Annotated in this window: 12 protein-coding genes; 6 read left to right on the top strand and 6 right to left on the bottom strand. The window is 69.1% G+C overall.

The window, feature by feature from the left end; genetic code table 11:
- Positions 1-4: 4 nt before the first annotated feature.
- From ACXJKM_RS11650 to ACXJKM_RS11640, 3 genes are read right to left on the bottom strand one after another with little or no spacing between them, the layout of a single operon-like run.
- On the bottom strand, positions 5-1,117 hold the full coding sequence (locus tag ACXJKM_RS11650) for a lactonase family protein (RefSeq protein ID WP_457352481.1): 1,113 nt from the start codon (positions 1,115-1,117) through the stop codon (positions 5-7).
- Positions 1,114-2,397, bottom strand: coding sequence for an alanine racemase (locus ACXJKM_RS11645; RefSeq protein ID WP_457352479.1), 1,284 nt, complete (start codon positions 2,395-2,397; stop codon positions 1,114-1,116). Before ACXJKM_RS11645 ends, ACXJKM_RS11650 begins: the two co-directional genes overlap by 4 nt.
- Before the next feature lie 7 nt (positions 2,398-2,404).
- Complete coding sequence (locus ACXJKM_RS11640) at positions 2,405-3,304, bottom strand: diacylglycerol/lipid kinase family protein (RefSeq protein ID WP_162247876.1); 900 nt, start codon at positions 3,302-3,304, stop codon at positions 2,405-2,407.
- A gap of 121 nt (positions 3,305-3,425) precedes the next feature.
- Between ACXJKM_RS11640 and ACXJKM_RS11635 the strand changes: the two genes are divergently transcribed.
- The gene (locus ACXJKM_RS11635) at positions 3,426-4,616 is read left to right on the top strand and encodes a GGDEF domain-containing protein (protein WP_457352477.1); all 1,191 of its coding nucleotides are present in this window, start codon (positions 3,426-3,428) and stop codon (positions 4,614-4,616) included.
- A 147-nt stretch (positions 4,617-4,763) separates the two neighbouring features.
- Here the strand turns inward: ACXJKM_RS11635 and ACXJKM_RS11630 are convergent, their stop codons facing one another.
- Positions 4,764-5,360, bottom strand: coding sequence for a YdeI/OmpD-associated family protein (locus ACXJKM_RS11630; RefSeq protein ID WP_457352475.1), 597 nt, complete (start codon positions 5,358-5,360; stop codon positions 4,764-4,766).
- Position 5,361: 1 nt separating this feature from the next.
- The gene (locus ACXJKM_RS11625) at positions 5,362-5,943 is read right to left on the bottom strand and encodes a TMEM175 family protein (RefSeq protein WP_457352473.1); all 582 of its coding nucleotides are present in this window, start codon (positions 5,941-5,943) and stop codon (positions 5,362-5,364) included.
- 326 nt (positions 5,944-6,269) lie between these two features.
- Here ACXJKM_RS11625 and ACXJKM_RS11620 point away from each other — a divergent pair, with 326 nt between their 5' ends.
- The 4 genes from ACXJKM_RS11620 to ACXJKM_RS11605 all read left to right on the top strand — a co-directional run bounded on the left by ACXJKM_RS11620 (position 6,270) and on the right by ACXJKM_RS11605 (position 10,057).
- A complete protein-coding gene (locus tag ACXJKM_RS11620) occupies positions 6,270-7,259 on the top strand; it encodes a transglycosylase SLT domain-containing protein (protein WP_457322831.1) in 990 nt (329 codons plus the stop codon).
- 95 nt (positions 7,260-7,354) lie between these two features.
- Positions 7,355-8,506, top strand: a complete 1,152-nt coding sequence (locus ACXJKM_RS11615; protein WP_457352471.1) for a diguanylate cyclase — start codon at positions 7,355-7,357, stop codon at positions 8,504-8,506.
- A gap of 157 nt (positions 8,507-8,663) precedes the next feature.
- Positions 8,664-9,506: an ankyrin repeat domain-containing protein gene (locus ACXJKM_RS11610; RefSeq protein WP_457352642.1), complete on the top strand. Its 843-nt coding sequence runs from the start codon at positions 8,664-8,666 to the stop codon at positions 9,504-9,506.
- Positions 9,503-10,057 (top strand): DUF4124 domain-containing protein, encoded by a 555-nt coding sequence (locus ACXJKM_RS11605; RefSeq protein WP_457352469.1) that lies wholly within the window; start codon positions 9,503-9,505, stop codon positions 10,055-10,057. The genes ACXJKM_RS11610 and ACXJKM_RS11605 overlap by 4 nt, the downstream gene beginning before the upstream one ends.
- Before the next feature lie 3 nt (positions 10,058-10,060).
- On the opposite strand, the gene icmF is transcribed toward ACXJKM_RS11605, so the two are convergent.
- Complete coding sequence (gene icmF, locus ACXJKM_RS11600; RefSeq protein WP_457352467.1) at positions 10,061-13,351, bottom strand: fused isobutyryl-CoA mutase/GTPase IcmF; 3,291 nt, start codon at positions 13,349-13,351, stop codon at positions 10,061-10,063.
- 81 nt (positions 13,352-13,432) lie between these two features.
- Here icmF and ACXJKM_RS11595 point away from each other — a divergent pair, with 81 nt between their 5' ends.
- The gene (locus tag ACXJKM_RS11595) at positions 13,433-13,915 is read left to right on the top strand and encodes an Lrp/AsnC family transcriptional regulator (protein WP_457352465.1); all 483 of its coding nucleotides are present in this window, start codon (positions 13,433-13,435) and stop codon (positions 13,913-13,915) included.
- Positions 13,916-13,958: the final 43 nt, after the last annotated feature.

The following is a 13,958-nucleotide window of genomic DNA, read 5'->3' as shown; positions in this document are numbered from 1 at the left end:
CAGTCTAGAGCGAACAGGCCCCGGCGGGGCTGGGCACCGCCGTCTGGCGCCCCGTGAAGCGCGGTTGCTCGGGGCGGCCGAGGTCGAAATGGCTGAGCTGGTCGCTGCGCTGGTTGCACACGAACAGGTGGCGGCCGGCGCGGCAGGCGCTGCGCGGGTAGCTGCCATGCACCCAGTGATGGTCCAGCAGGCGCGGGCGGCGCGGCTGGGCCAGGGCGATGACGGCCAGGCTGTCGTGCAGGCGGTTCAATGCGTAGAGGTGGCGGCCACCGGGTGCGATCAGCAGGTCGGAGGCGTAGCTGGTGCCGGCAAAGCCACCGGGCAGCACCGAGACCTCGTCCAGCAGGCGTGGGCCGTCGGATGTCAGCTCCACCGTTGACAGCGTGGACGACTCCTCCTGCAGCACGTAGACCCAGCGGGCGTCCGTGGGATGGAAGGCGAAGTGGCGCGGACCCGAGCCCGGGCTGAGCGCGAGTTCGAAAGCGGCGGCCTTCGGCGCACCCGGCTTGAGCGGCCAGACGAGCAACCGGTCGCGGCCCAGGTCGGTGCCGAGCAGCCAGCGGCCGTCGGGGCTGGCCTGGATCATGTGGGCGTGCGGCGCTTCGTGACCGCTGCTGGCCTGGCTGCCGGGCGGAGCCTTGGCCGCCTGTTGCGGGCCCTGCCGGCAGTCTGAACCGGCGCAACTGGGCCAGATCTCGACCTCGCCGAGGCGGCCATCGGCTTGCAGTGGCAGCGCGGCGAAGCGAGCGTCGCCGTAGTGGGCCACCCAGACGTGGCCGTCGCTCAGCGACAGTTGCACCGGTCCGCGGCCGCCGCTGGGCTGGCGCTGCACAAGTTCGAGCCGACCATGCGCGTCCTGGATATAGACAGCGACATGGTCTGCGCCTTCCTCTGCGGCATAGACGTGGTGGCCCTGGGCCGCCAGCCAGCTCGGGCTGTGGGCGTTGGCCGTCAGACCCAGGGGTTTCAGGCCGCCGTCGGCGGCGATGGCAAAGCTGTAGAGGCCCTGGCCCAGCGGGGCATAGGTGCCGACGTGCAGGAAGCGCGGCGGTGGCGTGGCGGCGGTGGCGGGCATCAGGGCTGCGGCGGAGAGGCTCAGCAAATGACGGCGTTTCATGCGAACTGCGTCGTGATGGCATCGACAACGCGGTCGTCCTCGTCGACGACGGCCATCCAGGCCCATTTGTCGAAGGTCGTGCATGGGTGCGAAGGCCCCAGCGCGACACGCTCACCGACGGCCGGGCCGTCGCCGGCGCTCGGGTCCCAGCGCAGATAGGCATGCTGGTCGTTCAGCCCGGTGACGCGCCAACCCGCGGGGGCCTTGGCTCGCTCGGCGCCGCGCAGATGCCAGACCGGCAGCGGCCAGCCGGCATCGAAGGACACATCACGCCGGCCGGCGTTGAGCAAGGCCAGGCCGGGCTCCGGGCAGGACAGCACCTGGGTCCAGACTTCCAGCGCCGGCTGCAGGCTGGGCGCCGACAGCGACGTGCCCATGCGCTCGTCCATGCTGCGCATGTAGCGGCCGTAGTGCTCGTGGTCATGGCAGACATAGCAGCCCGAGCGCAGCAGGCCCAGGCGACCAGGCTTGCCGGCCAGCACGGGGGCGACGAGATCGAAGAGGGCCGAGCCGCCGCCGCTGAGCCACAGCGGCTGCGCATCGGCGTCGATCAGGCCCTCCGCTTCGATGTCGCTCAGCAGTGCCTCGATGCGCGTCTGCCATTGCTGCATCAGCGCGCGGTCGGGTTCGCTCTCGCCTCGGACCTGCAGGCCCTCGTAGAAGCCGATGCCGCGCAGCCGCAGTGCCGGGTGGGTTTTGAGTGCACGCGCCAAGGCCAGCGCCGGGCCATGCTCGCGCACGCCGCAGCGCGAAGTGCCGAGTTCGATCAGCACATCGATCCGAGCCTCGCCCTGGCCCAGATCCGCCCAGTGCGCCGCCAGCAGATCCAGCTGTGCCTGCGAGTCGACAAAGAAGGCCAGCTCCAGGCCAGGGTGGCGGCGCCGCAGGTCCAGCAATTCGGCCAGCTCGGTCGCGCCGATGAGCTGGTTGGCGATCAGCGCCCGCCGCGCGCCAGCGGCCAGGCCCAGGCGCAACTGGTGCACGTTGGCGAACGTCAGGCCCCAGGCGCCGGCGTCGAGCTGGCGGCGGAACAGCTGCGGGCTCATCGTCGTCTTGCCATGCGGCGCCAGCTGCACGCCGCGCTGGGCCGCAAAGTTCTGCATCCAGGCGATGTTGTGGGCCAGGGCCTGCTGGCGCACGACGGCCAGGGGTGTCGGCAGCTCGTGCAGCGTCCAGCCGCGCTGGGCCAGGTCGGCCAGTGGCAGGGGCGGCTGCAGTGCCGGAAAGCCTTTCAGCCAGGGACCGAGCCAGCCGGCGCGCGGGGTGTCGTCATGATCCATGGCGCCATCATCGCGCGCGGACGACGCTGAGGGCCTGCGGCAGCACGCGCACTGCGATGTCGGTGGCGGACGGCAGGGGCTCGCCGTCCACGGCCAGCGGCACGGACGCGGGGCTGGTCAGGTGCAAGGCCTTGAAGCGGCTCAAGCTCACCTTGGCATGACGCAGGTGCAGCCCGGTCAGCAGCAGCGGCATCATGGCCAACGCACCCAGCCGCCCGAAGGCGGCAACGCGCAGCAGCTGCAGCTCGCCGTCGTCCACGCGCGCGCCGGGTGCAGCCGGCATGCCGCTGCCATAGCTCGGCGTGTTCAGGCTGGAGGCGAACAGCATCGGCCCGTCGCTCAGCAGCTGGCCATCGGCCTCGACGCGCATCGGGTAGACGCGCAGCCGGCCAATCTCGTTGAGCGTGGCCCACAGATAGCGTGGCTGGCCGCGCAGCCAGTGGGGTGCGGCCTGGGCGCGGATGGCGATGGCCGCGTCGAAGCCGGCGGTCAGGCTGGACATGAAGAGCTGGGCGCCGCCTTCGGCCGTCGTGATCTCGCCCAGGTCCATCGCTGCGGCCGGCGCGCGCTGTGCGTGGGCCAAGGCCTCGCGCCAACCCATGCGTGCCAGGCCGAGTGCGCGGGCCAGGTCGTTGCCGGTGCCGCCGGGCAGGATGGCCAGCTGCAGCCGGCGTGCGACCAGGGCCGGCAGCAGCTGGTGCACGGTGCCGTCGCCGCCGGCGACGATGACGCGGCTGCCTTCGGGCAGGGCCAGCAGGCGCTGGCGTGCGGCGGCGACGTTCTCGGGCAGCACCAGCGGTACCCCGGGCAGCGCCTCGCGCAGCGGGGCGGCGAGGGCGGCGCAGCGGCCGTTGGCGGCATGCGGGTTCAGCAGGCACAGCGCCGGGGTCAGGGCAGAGGCGATCACGCCGGGCATTGGATTCTGCGGCGCGCCCTCACGCCATCGGCGCAGACCCTGCGGCGCAGTGTGCCGGCTCTGTCTACACTGGTGTTACAACTCAACACAACCAACGAGGCGCTGCTCGCGCATGTCGCTGCACATCCCCACCCTGGTGCTGATGCTCGTGCTCGGATACGGGCTGCTGACGCTGCAGCTGTGGATGGCTGGGCGCGGGGCACTCAGCCGCGGCGAGCTCAAGCGCCTGGGCTGGGCGGGGCTGGCCTTCAGCATCGGCTTTGGCTTCTTTGCGCTGCAGCCCTGGCTGCCTGGCTGGGCTGTACTGCTGGGCGGCAACTGGCTGCTGATGGCGGGCCTCGCTGGTTTCGCGGCAGCGGTATCGCGGCATCTGCTGAACCGCGGCCTGCCGGTTTGGCACCACGGGTTGCTGCTGCTTGCGGCCCTGACCGTGCCGGCGGTGCTGGACGTGTCGCAGCCGGTGCGCGCTGGCGCGATGTCGGCGGCCATGGGCGCGCTGCTGCTGCCGGCCACCCTCGCGTCGCTGCGGCTGGGCTGGCGCGGCGAGACGAGTTTTCGCGCCGTCTCACTGATGTTGCTGCTGGCCAGCCTGGCGCTGTGGCTGCGCGTGGGCTTTGCCGCCTGGTGGCTGCGTGCCGCGCCGGCTGACGCCGAGCCCTGGCAGGCCTGGAGCGGCGCCATCTTCATGCTGGCCTTCATGGCGATGCTGGCGGCGGGCTTCGGCTTCGTGCTGGCGAATTTCGAGCGCATGGCCAGCCAGATGCGCAAGCTCGCCAGCGTCGACGGGCTGACCGGTGCCGTGAACCACAACACGACGGTGTCGCTGCTGGCGCATGCGATGGAGCGTGGCCGCCGTGAGGGCCAGCCGGTCGGCTTCGTCATGCTGGACCTGGACCACTTCAAGCGCGTCAACGACCGGCATGGCCATGCCGTGGGCGACCAGGTGCTGAAGGCCGTCGCGGCCTGCACGCGCTCGCGGTTGCGCGGCTCCGACGTGCTCGGGCGCCTGGGCGGCGAGGAGTTCGGCCTCGTGCTGCCTGCCACCGGTGCCGCCGGCGCCAAACATCTGGCCGAGCAGGTGCGCCTGGCCGTGGAGGCGCTGGAACTGCAGGGCGACGGCGGCATGCCACTGCGCGTGACGCTGTCGGCGGGCGTTGCCGAAGCGGCCAAGAGCGACACGCCCGAAACGCTGATGCACCTGGCCGACAAGGCCCTCTACCAGGCCAAGCAGAAAGGCCGCAACCGCGTCGTCGTGGCGGATGACTGGATGCGTAATTCGACGCTGCAAAGCGTCGTGGGTTGAGTTCCCCGGGCCGAGCGCCGGGCCGCTCCCAAGCCGGCCCGCCATGGCGATGTGCTTGCGGCTCAATGCCGCCAAGCATCGCCGTCCCCACGGGGGGACCGGCTAGATTTGCGCGCGTTCAGCGCTGCAAAGCTGGACGAGGGGCAATCAACAACTCTCGTATTTCCAGTTGCGCGACTTGCCCTCCGCCAGCCACTCCACCGCCTGGGCGATGCGCTTGGCGCGGGTGTCCTCGCGCTTGGCCTCCAGCACCCACTCCAGGTAGTCGCGCTGCTTGCTGGGCGCAAAGGCGTCGTAGTGCTGCTTGGCCGCCTTGACCTTGCTCAGCGCCGCGGCGAAGTCGTCGGGGATCTCGAGCTGGGGCCGCGGCTCGCGGTTGGGTTTGGCAGCGCGCGGCGCGCCGGCCCGCAGCAATGCGGCAGCGGCCTTGATCTGCTTGCGCAAATCGGTGCGGCTGGGTAGGTCGGCCAGGGTCGTGATGCGGCCGAGGTCGCCCATGGCACCGGGCTGTCCGGGTGTCGCGCCCTCGCGTTCCCAGAAGCCGAAGGTGCAATGCGCCTTGAAGGCCGACATGCCGCACAGCAGCTTGTCATCCAGCGTGAAGTGCGGCCGGCTCCACTTGATGGTCTCGACGACATCGGGGCAGGCTGCGTGCACGTCCTCGCGCAGCCGCGCCAGGATGGGCCGGGCGAACTCGGGCACGCTTGCCAGGTAGGTGTCGATGCGCGGATCGAGGGTGGGCATTTCACTCACTCCTGTTCAAGTGGTGCTCGATGCGCCGGTCCGGGATCAGCCACAGCGCCGCGGCGATGGCGTAGCCCGCCAGTGACAGGCCGACGTGCACGAAGGCCAGCGCGATGGACACCAGGTAGATGACTGCCGAGATCTTGCCCTTCCAGTCCTTGCCCAGCGCCTGGGCCAGCACGGTGTTGTTGCCGGGGATGCAGATCAGGGCCCGTTGCAGCAGTATGTAGGCCAAGGCGGCCATGACGAGCACGCCGCCATAGACAGCCACTGGCAGCGGCGCAAAATGGTTCTCGCCCATCCAGCCGGTGGCAAAGGGCAGCAGCGAGAGCCAGAACAGCAGGTGCAGATTGGGCCAGAGCACCCCGCCGCTGATCTTGTGCACCGCATGCAGCAGATGGTGGTGGTTGTTCCAGTAGATGCCGACGTAGACGAAGCTCAGCACATAGGACAGGAAGACCGGCCACAGCGGCTTGAGGGCCTCCCAGTCGGTACCGTGAGGCACCTTCAGCTCCAGCACCATGATGGTGATGATGATGGCGATGACGCCATCGCTGAAGGCTTCGAGGCGAGTCTTGTTCATGGCAGTTTTCCGTTCAGCATTCGCGGTTCTCGCCAAATGATTCGGGTATTCCGGGCCGAGCGCTGGGCCGCTCCCGAGCCGGCCCGTCTGGCGATGTGCTTGCGGCTTGACGCCGCAAGCATCGCCGCCCCCTCGGGGGCTGAGGCCGGACACGGCAAGTCCTGTGGACTTGGCGTGCCTGCCGAAGAGCAGCCGCTCCGCCGGCTGCGCGGTCTGCAAGACCGACCAGGCCTGCCGGCGTTCAGCCGGAGCAGGACTGGGCGAGGGGCTGACACATTCTTCCAGTCTAGACTTCCGGCCCCCGCACCTCCCCTCCGGACTGACCCTTGCGACGCCTGCTGCTGCCCCTGTTGTTCGCCGCTTCGTCGAGCTGGGCCCAGCTGCCGTCGCTGACGCTGGAGCAACTGCCGCGCCCGACGATGCCACCGGGCGAACGCGGTCCGGTGGTGCCGGCCCAGGTCGAACGCTGGCGCCAGGAGGCCAAGGCGCTGGAGTACGGCGACGGCGTCAGGCGCGACGAGGTGGCCGCAGCCAAGCTCTACTGCCGCGCCGCCCGCTATGGCGATGCCGAGGCTCAGTTCAGCCTGGGCTGGATGCTGACGAATGCGCGCGGCATCCAGCGCAACGATGCCGAAGCCGCCCACTTGTTCGCCGCCGCGGCCGAGCAAGGCATGGAGCAGGCGCAGAACATGCTCGAGCGCATGGGCGGCACACCCCTGGGCGACCCGCCGCCCTGCCTGCGCCCGCCCGAGACCGACCTGCCGGTGGCTGTCGCTGCCCTGCCACCCGCTGCGCGCAATGCCAAGCCGCTGTCGCTGTGGGCGACGCTGCCGCTGCCCCAGAACGCTCCGCCGGCCATCGTCAACTACGTGAAGCTGCTGGCGCCCGAATACCAGCTCGCGCCGGCGCTGGTGCTGGCGGTCATGGCCACCGAGTCCAACTTCGACCCGCTGGCCGAGTCGCCCAAGCGGGCTCAGGGCCTGATGCAGCTGCTGCCCGAGACGGCGACGCGTTTCAATGTCATCCGGCTGCGCGACCCGTCCCAGAACATCCGCGGCGGCATGGCCTATCTGCGCTGGCTGCTGGCCTATTTCGAGGGCGACGTGATGCTGGCCGTGGCGGCCTACAACGCCGGCGAGAGGGCCGTGGACCGCTACCTCGGCGTGCCGCCCTATGCCGAGACGCGGCTGTACGTGCGCAAGATCATGGCGGCCACCGGCGGCCAGCGCCTGCACCCTTTCGATGCCAAGGTGACCGGCGCCTCGCCCATGCTGCTGCGCGTCAAGGCCGCCATGCAGAGCCTGCAGGCGCGCTGACTTCCGTGAGATCAATCACGGCGCGCTCGTGGCACGCATCACGGCGGACACGCGATGCAGGCATCGTGCCTCGTCGAGGCTGAACCAATCTCACGATGGAACCCCTGCACGCTGACACGTTGCTGCGCGTCTTCCAGCTCGTCACGACGATGCTGGCCCTGGCCACGCTTGGCGGCGCCTGGCATCTGAAGGGCGAGCGTGCGCTGTGGTTCTGGGCCGGTGCCTTTGCTGCCGCGGCGCTGACCCAGGCGGCGCGCGTGGCCCTCATCGCCATGGGCGCACCGCGCACCTTCTGGGCGGTGGGCCATCTCGGTAGCCTGCTGTCCGCACTGATGGTGCTGCTCGGCCTGCGTGTCTACCTTGGCCTGACGCTGCACTACCGCTGGCCGCTGTTGTTCACGGGACTGGCCTGCATCGGCTCCTTCGCGCTGACGGCCTGGACGGGGCAGTTCTGGCCCTCGATCACGTTGACGATGCTGGCCTCGGCCGTGCTGACCATGCCTGCCGCCCATGCCGCCCTGCAGGCCTGGCGCGCGCAGCGCGGCTTTCCGCTGGGCCTGCTGGCGGCCGACCTGATCATCAGCGCCATCATCGAGGTGGCGCGCGGCCTGGCCGTGTCGCCCCTGATCGCCCAAACGCGGGCCGAACTGGTGCAATACAACTCGATGGGCCTGTTCGCCGTCATCGCCCTGCTCATCGGCCAGGCCCTGGCCATGTTGCTGCTGCTGCAGGACCGTGYGCTGCGCCAGATCGAGCGCCTCATCGAGATCGACGTGCTGACCGGCCTGCTGAACCGGCGTGGCTTTGACGAGCGCCTGCGCCGGCTGCTGCAGCGCGGCGTCGAGCATCCGCCGGTGCTGGCCCTGCTGGACGTGGATCACTTCAAGCGCATCAACGACACGCACGGCCACGCGGTGGGCGACGCCGTGCTCAGTGGCATTGGCGCCCGCCTGCACGACACCTTGCGGCCATTGGATCTGGCGGTGCGCCTGGGCGGCGAGGAATTCGCCGTCATCTGGCTCAAGCCTGAGGCCGGCGGCGAGCTGCGCCTGGGTGAGCGGCTGCGCGAGGCCATCGGCGGCCAGCCCTTCGAGACAGCGGCCGGCCCGCTGACCGTGACGGTCAGCGTCGGCGTGGCCCAGGCCCTCGCGCCCGATGAGGCCCCCGAGGCCTTGTTCAGCCGTGCGGACGCGGCCCTGTACGAGGCCAAGCGCGCGGGGCGGGACCGGGTGGTGCTGGCGCGCTGACCCCGCTTTCGGGGGAGTCTAGGGGGCGGCATCGAGTCTGGCGCCCTGGTTTGAAAAAGTGCTGCTGCACAATCCGCCCCGCCTAGAAAAGCAGGGGGAAGCAGTGGAGCGGGATGGCATCAATTGGCTGGGGATCGGTCTGCGAGCAGCGGCCTTGGTGGTCATCATTTCGCTGCTGACCTGGTGCAGCATGGCGCGGCGCAGCACCCAGGACGTCGCCGGCCTCGGGCCCGAACTGCGCGAGATGATGCTGATGAACGGCATGGCCGACGCCAGCGGCATGATCGACATCGACAAGACGGCCAAACGCGTGGGCGCCGTCGGGCTGAACCGTCTGCTCTACGACAACGCGGGCACGGGCAGCCTGCCGGCGCTGCGCTGGATCGCCAACCATGGGGCCGAGCCTCGCAACGTCGGCGCGCTGGACAAGGGCACGCTGCTGCAGCAGGCCGCCGCCAAGCCGACGCTGGACCGGCTGAAATTCTTCATCGAAGAGCTCAAGCTCGACCCCAGGCAGGAGACGCCCGATCATGTCGGCGTCATGCACCTGGCGGCGCGCAACGGCGCTGATGCCCAGGCGATGGTGTTCCTGACCAGCCGGGGGCTGAACATCAACTCGCCCGACATCGGTGGTCGCCTGCCCATCCATTACGCGGCGCTCAAATCCATCGGCCCGCTGGTGTCAGCTGGCGCTGACATCAACGCGCTGGACGGCCAGGGGCGCACGGCCCTGCACTGGGCCGTCGAGGAAGGGCGGCATGACGCGGTGGCCGAACTGATTCGCCTGCAGGCCTCGGTCTTCACGCAGGACCGCCAGGGCAACACGCCCCTGCACCTGGCCGCGGTGGGCAATTCCGACGCCATCGTCGATACCCTGCTCGCCGCGGGCGCACCCAAGGCCGCACGCAACGCGGACGGGCTGACGGCGCGCGAGTATCTCGAGAAGTCTCGCTACAAGCGTCGCTACAGCAACGGCGGTGATCGGGAGCAGAAGCTGTGACCCTTGTGCGCACGGGCTGGACTGCATGGGCCTTGTTGTCGCTGCTGGGTCCGGCCTGGGCCGACGGCGGTGGTGTCTACAAATGCCGCAAGCCCGATGGCACTGTCGCCTTCAGCGACCGGCCCTGCCCAGAGGCCGAGTCCACGCAGATCGCCCGCAACGGCCCCAAGGCGCCTGATGCCAGCCAGTTCATGAGCCCACGCTGCCTGCGCCTGCGTGAGCAGGTGCGCCAGGCCGGAGGCGACAGTGAGATGGACGAGAGCACGCGCCAGCAACTGGACTACCGCTACCAGCGCGACTGCTATGCCGAAGAGCAGGACGCCAATGAGAAGGTCAACCAATTGATGGAGGACGTGCGCAACCGCTCGTTGCAGGAGCGCCGTGCGCTGGCTCAGGCCAAGGCGCGGCAGGAGCGCGAGTTCGCGCAATGCGTCGAACTGCGCAACAGCCTGCGCGCCCGGCGCGCCCGTGAGGCCGAGATGACGGCAGGTGAGCGCGGGGATCTTGAGCGCCTGGCAGCTGCCTTCGAGCAACGCTGCCGCGGGCTGTAAGTCCTACATGCTGCGGCGGTACTGGCCACCGACCTCGAACAAGGCGCCGGTGATCTGGCCCAGCGAGCACACCCGCACGGCCTCCATCAGCACGTCGAACACATTCCGGTTCTCGATGACGGCCTGCTGAAGGCGAGCCAGCATGGCGGGCGACTCCGCCGCGTGGCGGTCCTGAAATTCGGCCAGGCGCGTCAGCTGCGACTGCTTCTCTTCGTCCGTCGAGCGTGCCAGCTCGATGTGCTCCGGCACCGTCTCGCCGTTCGGGTTGCGGAAGGTGTTGACGCCGATGATGGGGTACTCGCCGGTGTGCTTGAGCATCTCGTAGTGCATCGACTCCTCCTGGATGCGGCCACGCTGGTAGCCGGTCTCCATGGCGCCGAGCACGCCGCCGCGTTCGCTGATGCGCTCGAACTCGCGCAGCACCGCCTCTTCGACCAGCTCGGTCAGCTCGTCGATGATGAAGGCGCCCTGCGACGGGTTCTCGTTCTTGGCCAGGCCCCACTCGCGGTTGATGACGAGCTGGATGGCCATGGCGCGGCGCACGCTCTCGTCCGTGGGCGTCGTGATCGCCTCGTCGTAGGCGTTGGTGTGCAGCGAATTGCAGTTGTCGTAGACGGCGATCAGCGCCTGCAGCGTGGTGCGGATGTCGTTGAAGGCGATCTCCTGCGCATGCAGGCTGCGCCCCGAGGTCTGCACGTGGTACTTCAGCTTCTGTGAGCGTTCGTTGGCGCCGTAGCGGTCGCGCATCGAGATGGCCCAGATGCGGCGCGCGACGCGGCCGAGCACCGTGTACTCGGGATCCATGCCGTTGCTGAAGAAGAAGCTCAGGTTGGGCGCGAAGTCGTCGATGTGCATGCCGCGCGCCAGATAGGCCTCCACGAAGGTGAAGCCGTTGGACAGCGTCAGCGCCAGCTGGCTGATCGGGTTCGCGCCGGCCTCGGCGATGTGATAGCCCGAGATCGACACCGAGTAGAAGTTGCGCACGTTGTGGTGCACGAAGTACTCGGCGATGTCGCCCATGACCTTGAGCGAAAACTCGGTCGAGAAGATGCAGGTGTTCTGGCCCTGGTCTTCCTTCAGGATGTCGGCCTGCACGGTGCCGCGCACATTGGCCAGCACCCAGTCCTTGATCTTGGCGGCTTCGTCGGCCGTGGGCTCGCGGCCGTTGTCGGCCTTGAACTTGGCCAGGTTCTGGTCGATGGCCGTGTTCATGAACATGGCCAGGATCGACGGCGCGGGGCCGTTGATGGTCATCGACACGCTGGTGGTCGGGCTGCACAGGTCGAAGCCGTCGTACAGCACCTTCATGTCGTCCAGCGTCGCGATGCTCACGCCGGAGTTGCCGACCTTGCCGTAGATATCGGGCCGCGGTGCGGGGTCGGCGCCGTACAGCGTCACGGAGTCGAAGGCCGTGGACAGTCGCTTGGCGGGCATGCCCTCAGACACCAGCTTGAAGCGCCGGTTGGTGCGGAAGGCATCGCCTTCGCCCGCGAACATCCGCGTGGGGTCCTCGCCCTCGCGCTTGAAGGCGAACACGCCGGCCGCGTAGGGGAAGCTGCCGGGCACGTTCTCCAGCATCAGCCACTTCAGCAGCTCGCCATGGCATTCGTAGCCCGGCAGCACGACCTTGCGGATCTTGGTGCCGGACAGGCTCTGCGTGACCAGGGCGGTGCGGATTTCCTTGTCGCGGATCTTCACGACGTACTCGTCGCCGGCATAGGCCTTGACCATGTCGGGCCATTGCTGCAGCAACTGGCGGGCGTCGCCGTCGAGCTTGGCCTTGCGCTGCTCGGCGAGGTCGCCTAAAGCGGTGCGGGCGCCATTCTTGTCGGGGTTGGCGGCCTCCAGCATGGCGCGGCTGGCCTCCAGTTGCTGGATCTCGCGGGCCAGCGCGGCCTGCTTGCGCGCGCGGCCCTTGTAGGCGCGCACGGTGTCGCTGATGTCGGCCAGGTAGCGCACGCGGGCAGCCGGCACGATGGGGGTCTGGTGGGTGCTGTGGCGGGTGTCGACGCGCGGCAGGCGGCCTTCGCTGAAGGGGATGCCCAGGTCGGCCAGTCGCACCTTGAGCGCCTGGTAGAGCGCGGTCACGCCGTCGTCGTTGAAGCGGCTGGCCATGGTGCCGAACACCGGCATCGTGTCCGGCATGACCGTGAAGGCTTCGCGGTTGCGCTGCACCTGCTTGCTCACATCACGCAGCGCGTCCAGCGAGCCCTTGCGGTCGAACTTGTTGATGGCGACGAACTCGGCGAAGTCCAGCATGTCGATCTTCTCGAGCTGGCTGGCGGCGCCGAACTCGGGCGTCATGACGTACATGGGCACGTTCACGAGCGGCACGATAGCCGCGTCGCCCTGGCCGATGCCGGAGGTCTCGACGATGACGAGGTCGAAGCCTGCGACCTTGGCGGCGGCGATGACGTCCGGCAGGGCGGGCGAGATCTCGGAGCCGAAGTCACGCGTGGCCAGCGAGCGCATGAAGACGCGCGGGCCCTGGCCCCAGGGCGAGATCGCGTTCATGCGGATGCGGTCGCCCAGCAGCGCGCCACCGCTCTTGCGGCGCGACGGGTCGATGGAGATCAGTGCCACGCGCAATGCGTCGCCCTGGTCCAGGCGCAGGCGGCGGATCAGCTCGTCGGTCAGGCTGGACTTGCCGGCACCGCCGGTGCCGGTGATGCCGAGGACCGGCGTCTTGATTGTCTTCGCCTGGTTGCGCAGCGCGTCCACGATGCCGGCGTCGGCCTTGCCATTCTCCAGCGCGGTCAGCAGCTGGGCCAGCGACCGCCAGGCGGCTTCCGAGTGGCCGGTGATGGCCGACAGGTTCTGCGGCGCATAGACGCTGAAGTCCTGGTCGGCCTTCATGACCATCTCGCCGATCATCCCTTGCAGGCCCATGCGCTGGCCGTCCTCGGGGCTGAAGATGCGCACGCCGTGCTCGGCCAGCTCGCGGATYTCGGSCGGCACGATGACGCCGCCGCCSCCGCCGAACACCTGGATGTGCTCGCCGCCGCGTTCCTTCAGCAGTTGCACCATGTACTTGAAGTACTCGACGTGGCCGCCCTGGTAGGAGCTGATGGCGATGCCCTGGGCATCTTCCTGCAGCGCCGCGGTGACCACTTCGTCCACCGAGCGGTTGTGCCCGAGGTGGATGACCTCAGTGCCCATGCCCTGCAGGATGCGCCGCATGATGTTGATGGCGGCGTCGTGCCCGTCAAACAGGCTGGCGGCGGTGACGAAACGGACCTTGTGGGTCGGGCGGTACTCGGCCAATGCTTTGTAGTCAGCGGCGAGGTCGGTCATGGCTGTCTCCTTGCTCGGGCCGGATTCTAGGTCGCCAATTGACGTTAACGTCAATTGAGCGTCCGGGTATGGTGCTCGGCCATGACGGACTCCTCAACCGACCTGGACAAATTCGACCGCCAGATCCTCGCCCGCCTGCAGGACGACCCCCGTCAGCCGGCCGAGCGCATCGCCACCGCCATCGGCCTGTCGGTCACGGCCGTGCAGCGGCGCATCCGCCGGCTGCGCGAGGCCGGCGTCATCCGCGGCGAGCGCCTGGTGCTGGATGCGGCGGCGCTGGGTTACGGCCTGGCGGTGTGGGTGGAGGTGGAACTGCGCGAGGCCAGCCGCAAGGCCGTCATCGACGGCTTCAAGCGCCGCATGGCCGCCGCGCCGCGCGTGCAGCAATGCTTCTATGTGGCGGGCGACAGCGATTTCCTGCTGCTCATCCGCTGCCGCGACGTGGCCGAGTTCGAGGCACTCACGCGCGAGCTGTTCTTCGACGACGCCAACATCCGCAAATTCCGCTCTGTCTTTGTGCTGGACGAGTGCAAGGCCGACGCCGGGCTTCCATTGACGGACTGAATTCGCCGCGCAGCGGCGTTCGCCCGCCCCGCAACGCCGCCGG

The sequence above is a fragment of the Roseateles sp. P5_D6 genome (assembly GCF_054049415.1).
This window is presented reverse-complemented; position numbering and strand designations above follow the sequence as displayed.

What these genes read in the sequence shown, in the direction of transcription:
- ACXJKM_RS11630 (WP_457352475.1), bottom strand. Translation starts at nt 5,360, where the DNA reads ATGCCCACCCTCGATCCGCGCATCGACACCTACCTGGCAAGCGTGCCC.
- ACXJKM_RS11650 (WP_457352481.1), bottom strand. Translation starts at nt 1,117, where the DNA reads ATGAAACGCCGTCATTTGCTGAGCCTCTCCGCCGCAGCCCTGATGCCC.
- ACXJKM_RS11635 (WP_457352477.1), top strand. Translation starts at nt 3,426, where the DNA reads ATGTCGCTGCACATCCCCACCCTGGTGCTGATGCTCGTGCTCGGATAC.
- ACXJKM_RS11645 (WP_457352479.1), bottom strand. Translation starts at nt 2,397, where the DNA reads ATGGATCATGACGACACCCCGCGCGCCGGCTGGCTCGGTCCCTGGCTG.
- ACXJKM_RS11595 (WP_457352465.1), top strand. Translation starts at nt 13,433, where the DNA reads ATGACGGACTCCTCAACCGACCTGGACAAATTCGACCGCCAGATCCTC.
- ACXJKM_RS11625 (WP_457352473.1), bottom strand. Translation starts at nt 5,943, where the DNA reads ATGAACAAGACTCGCCTCGAAGCCTTCAGCGATGGCGTCATCGCCATC.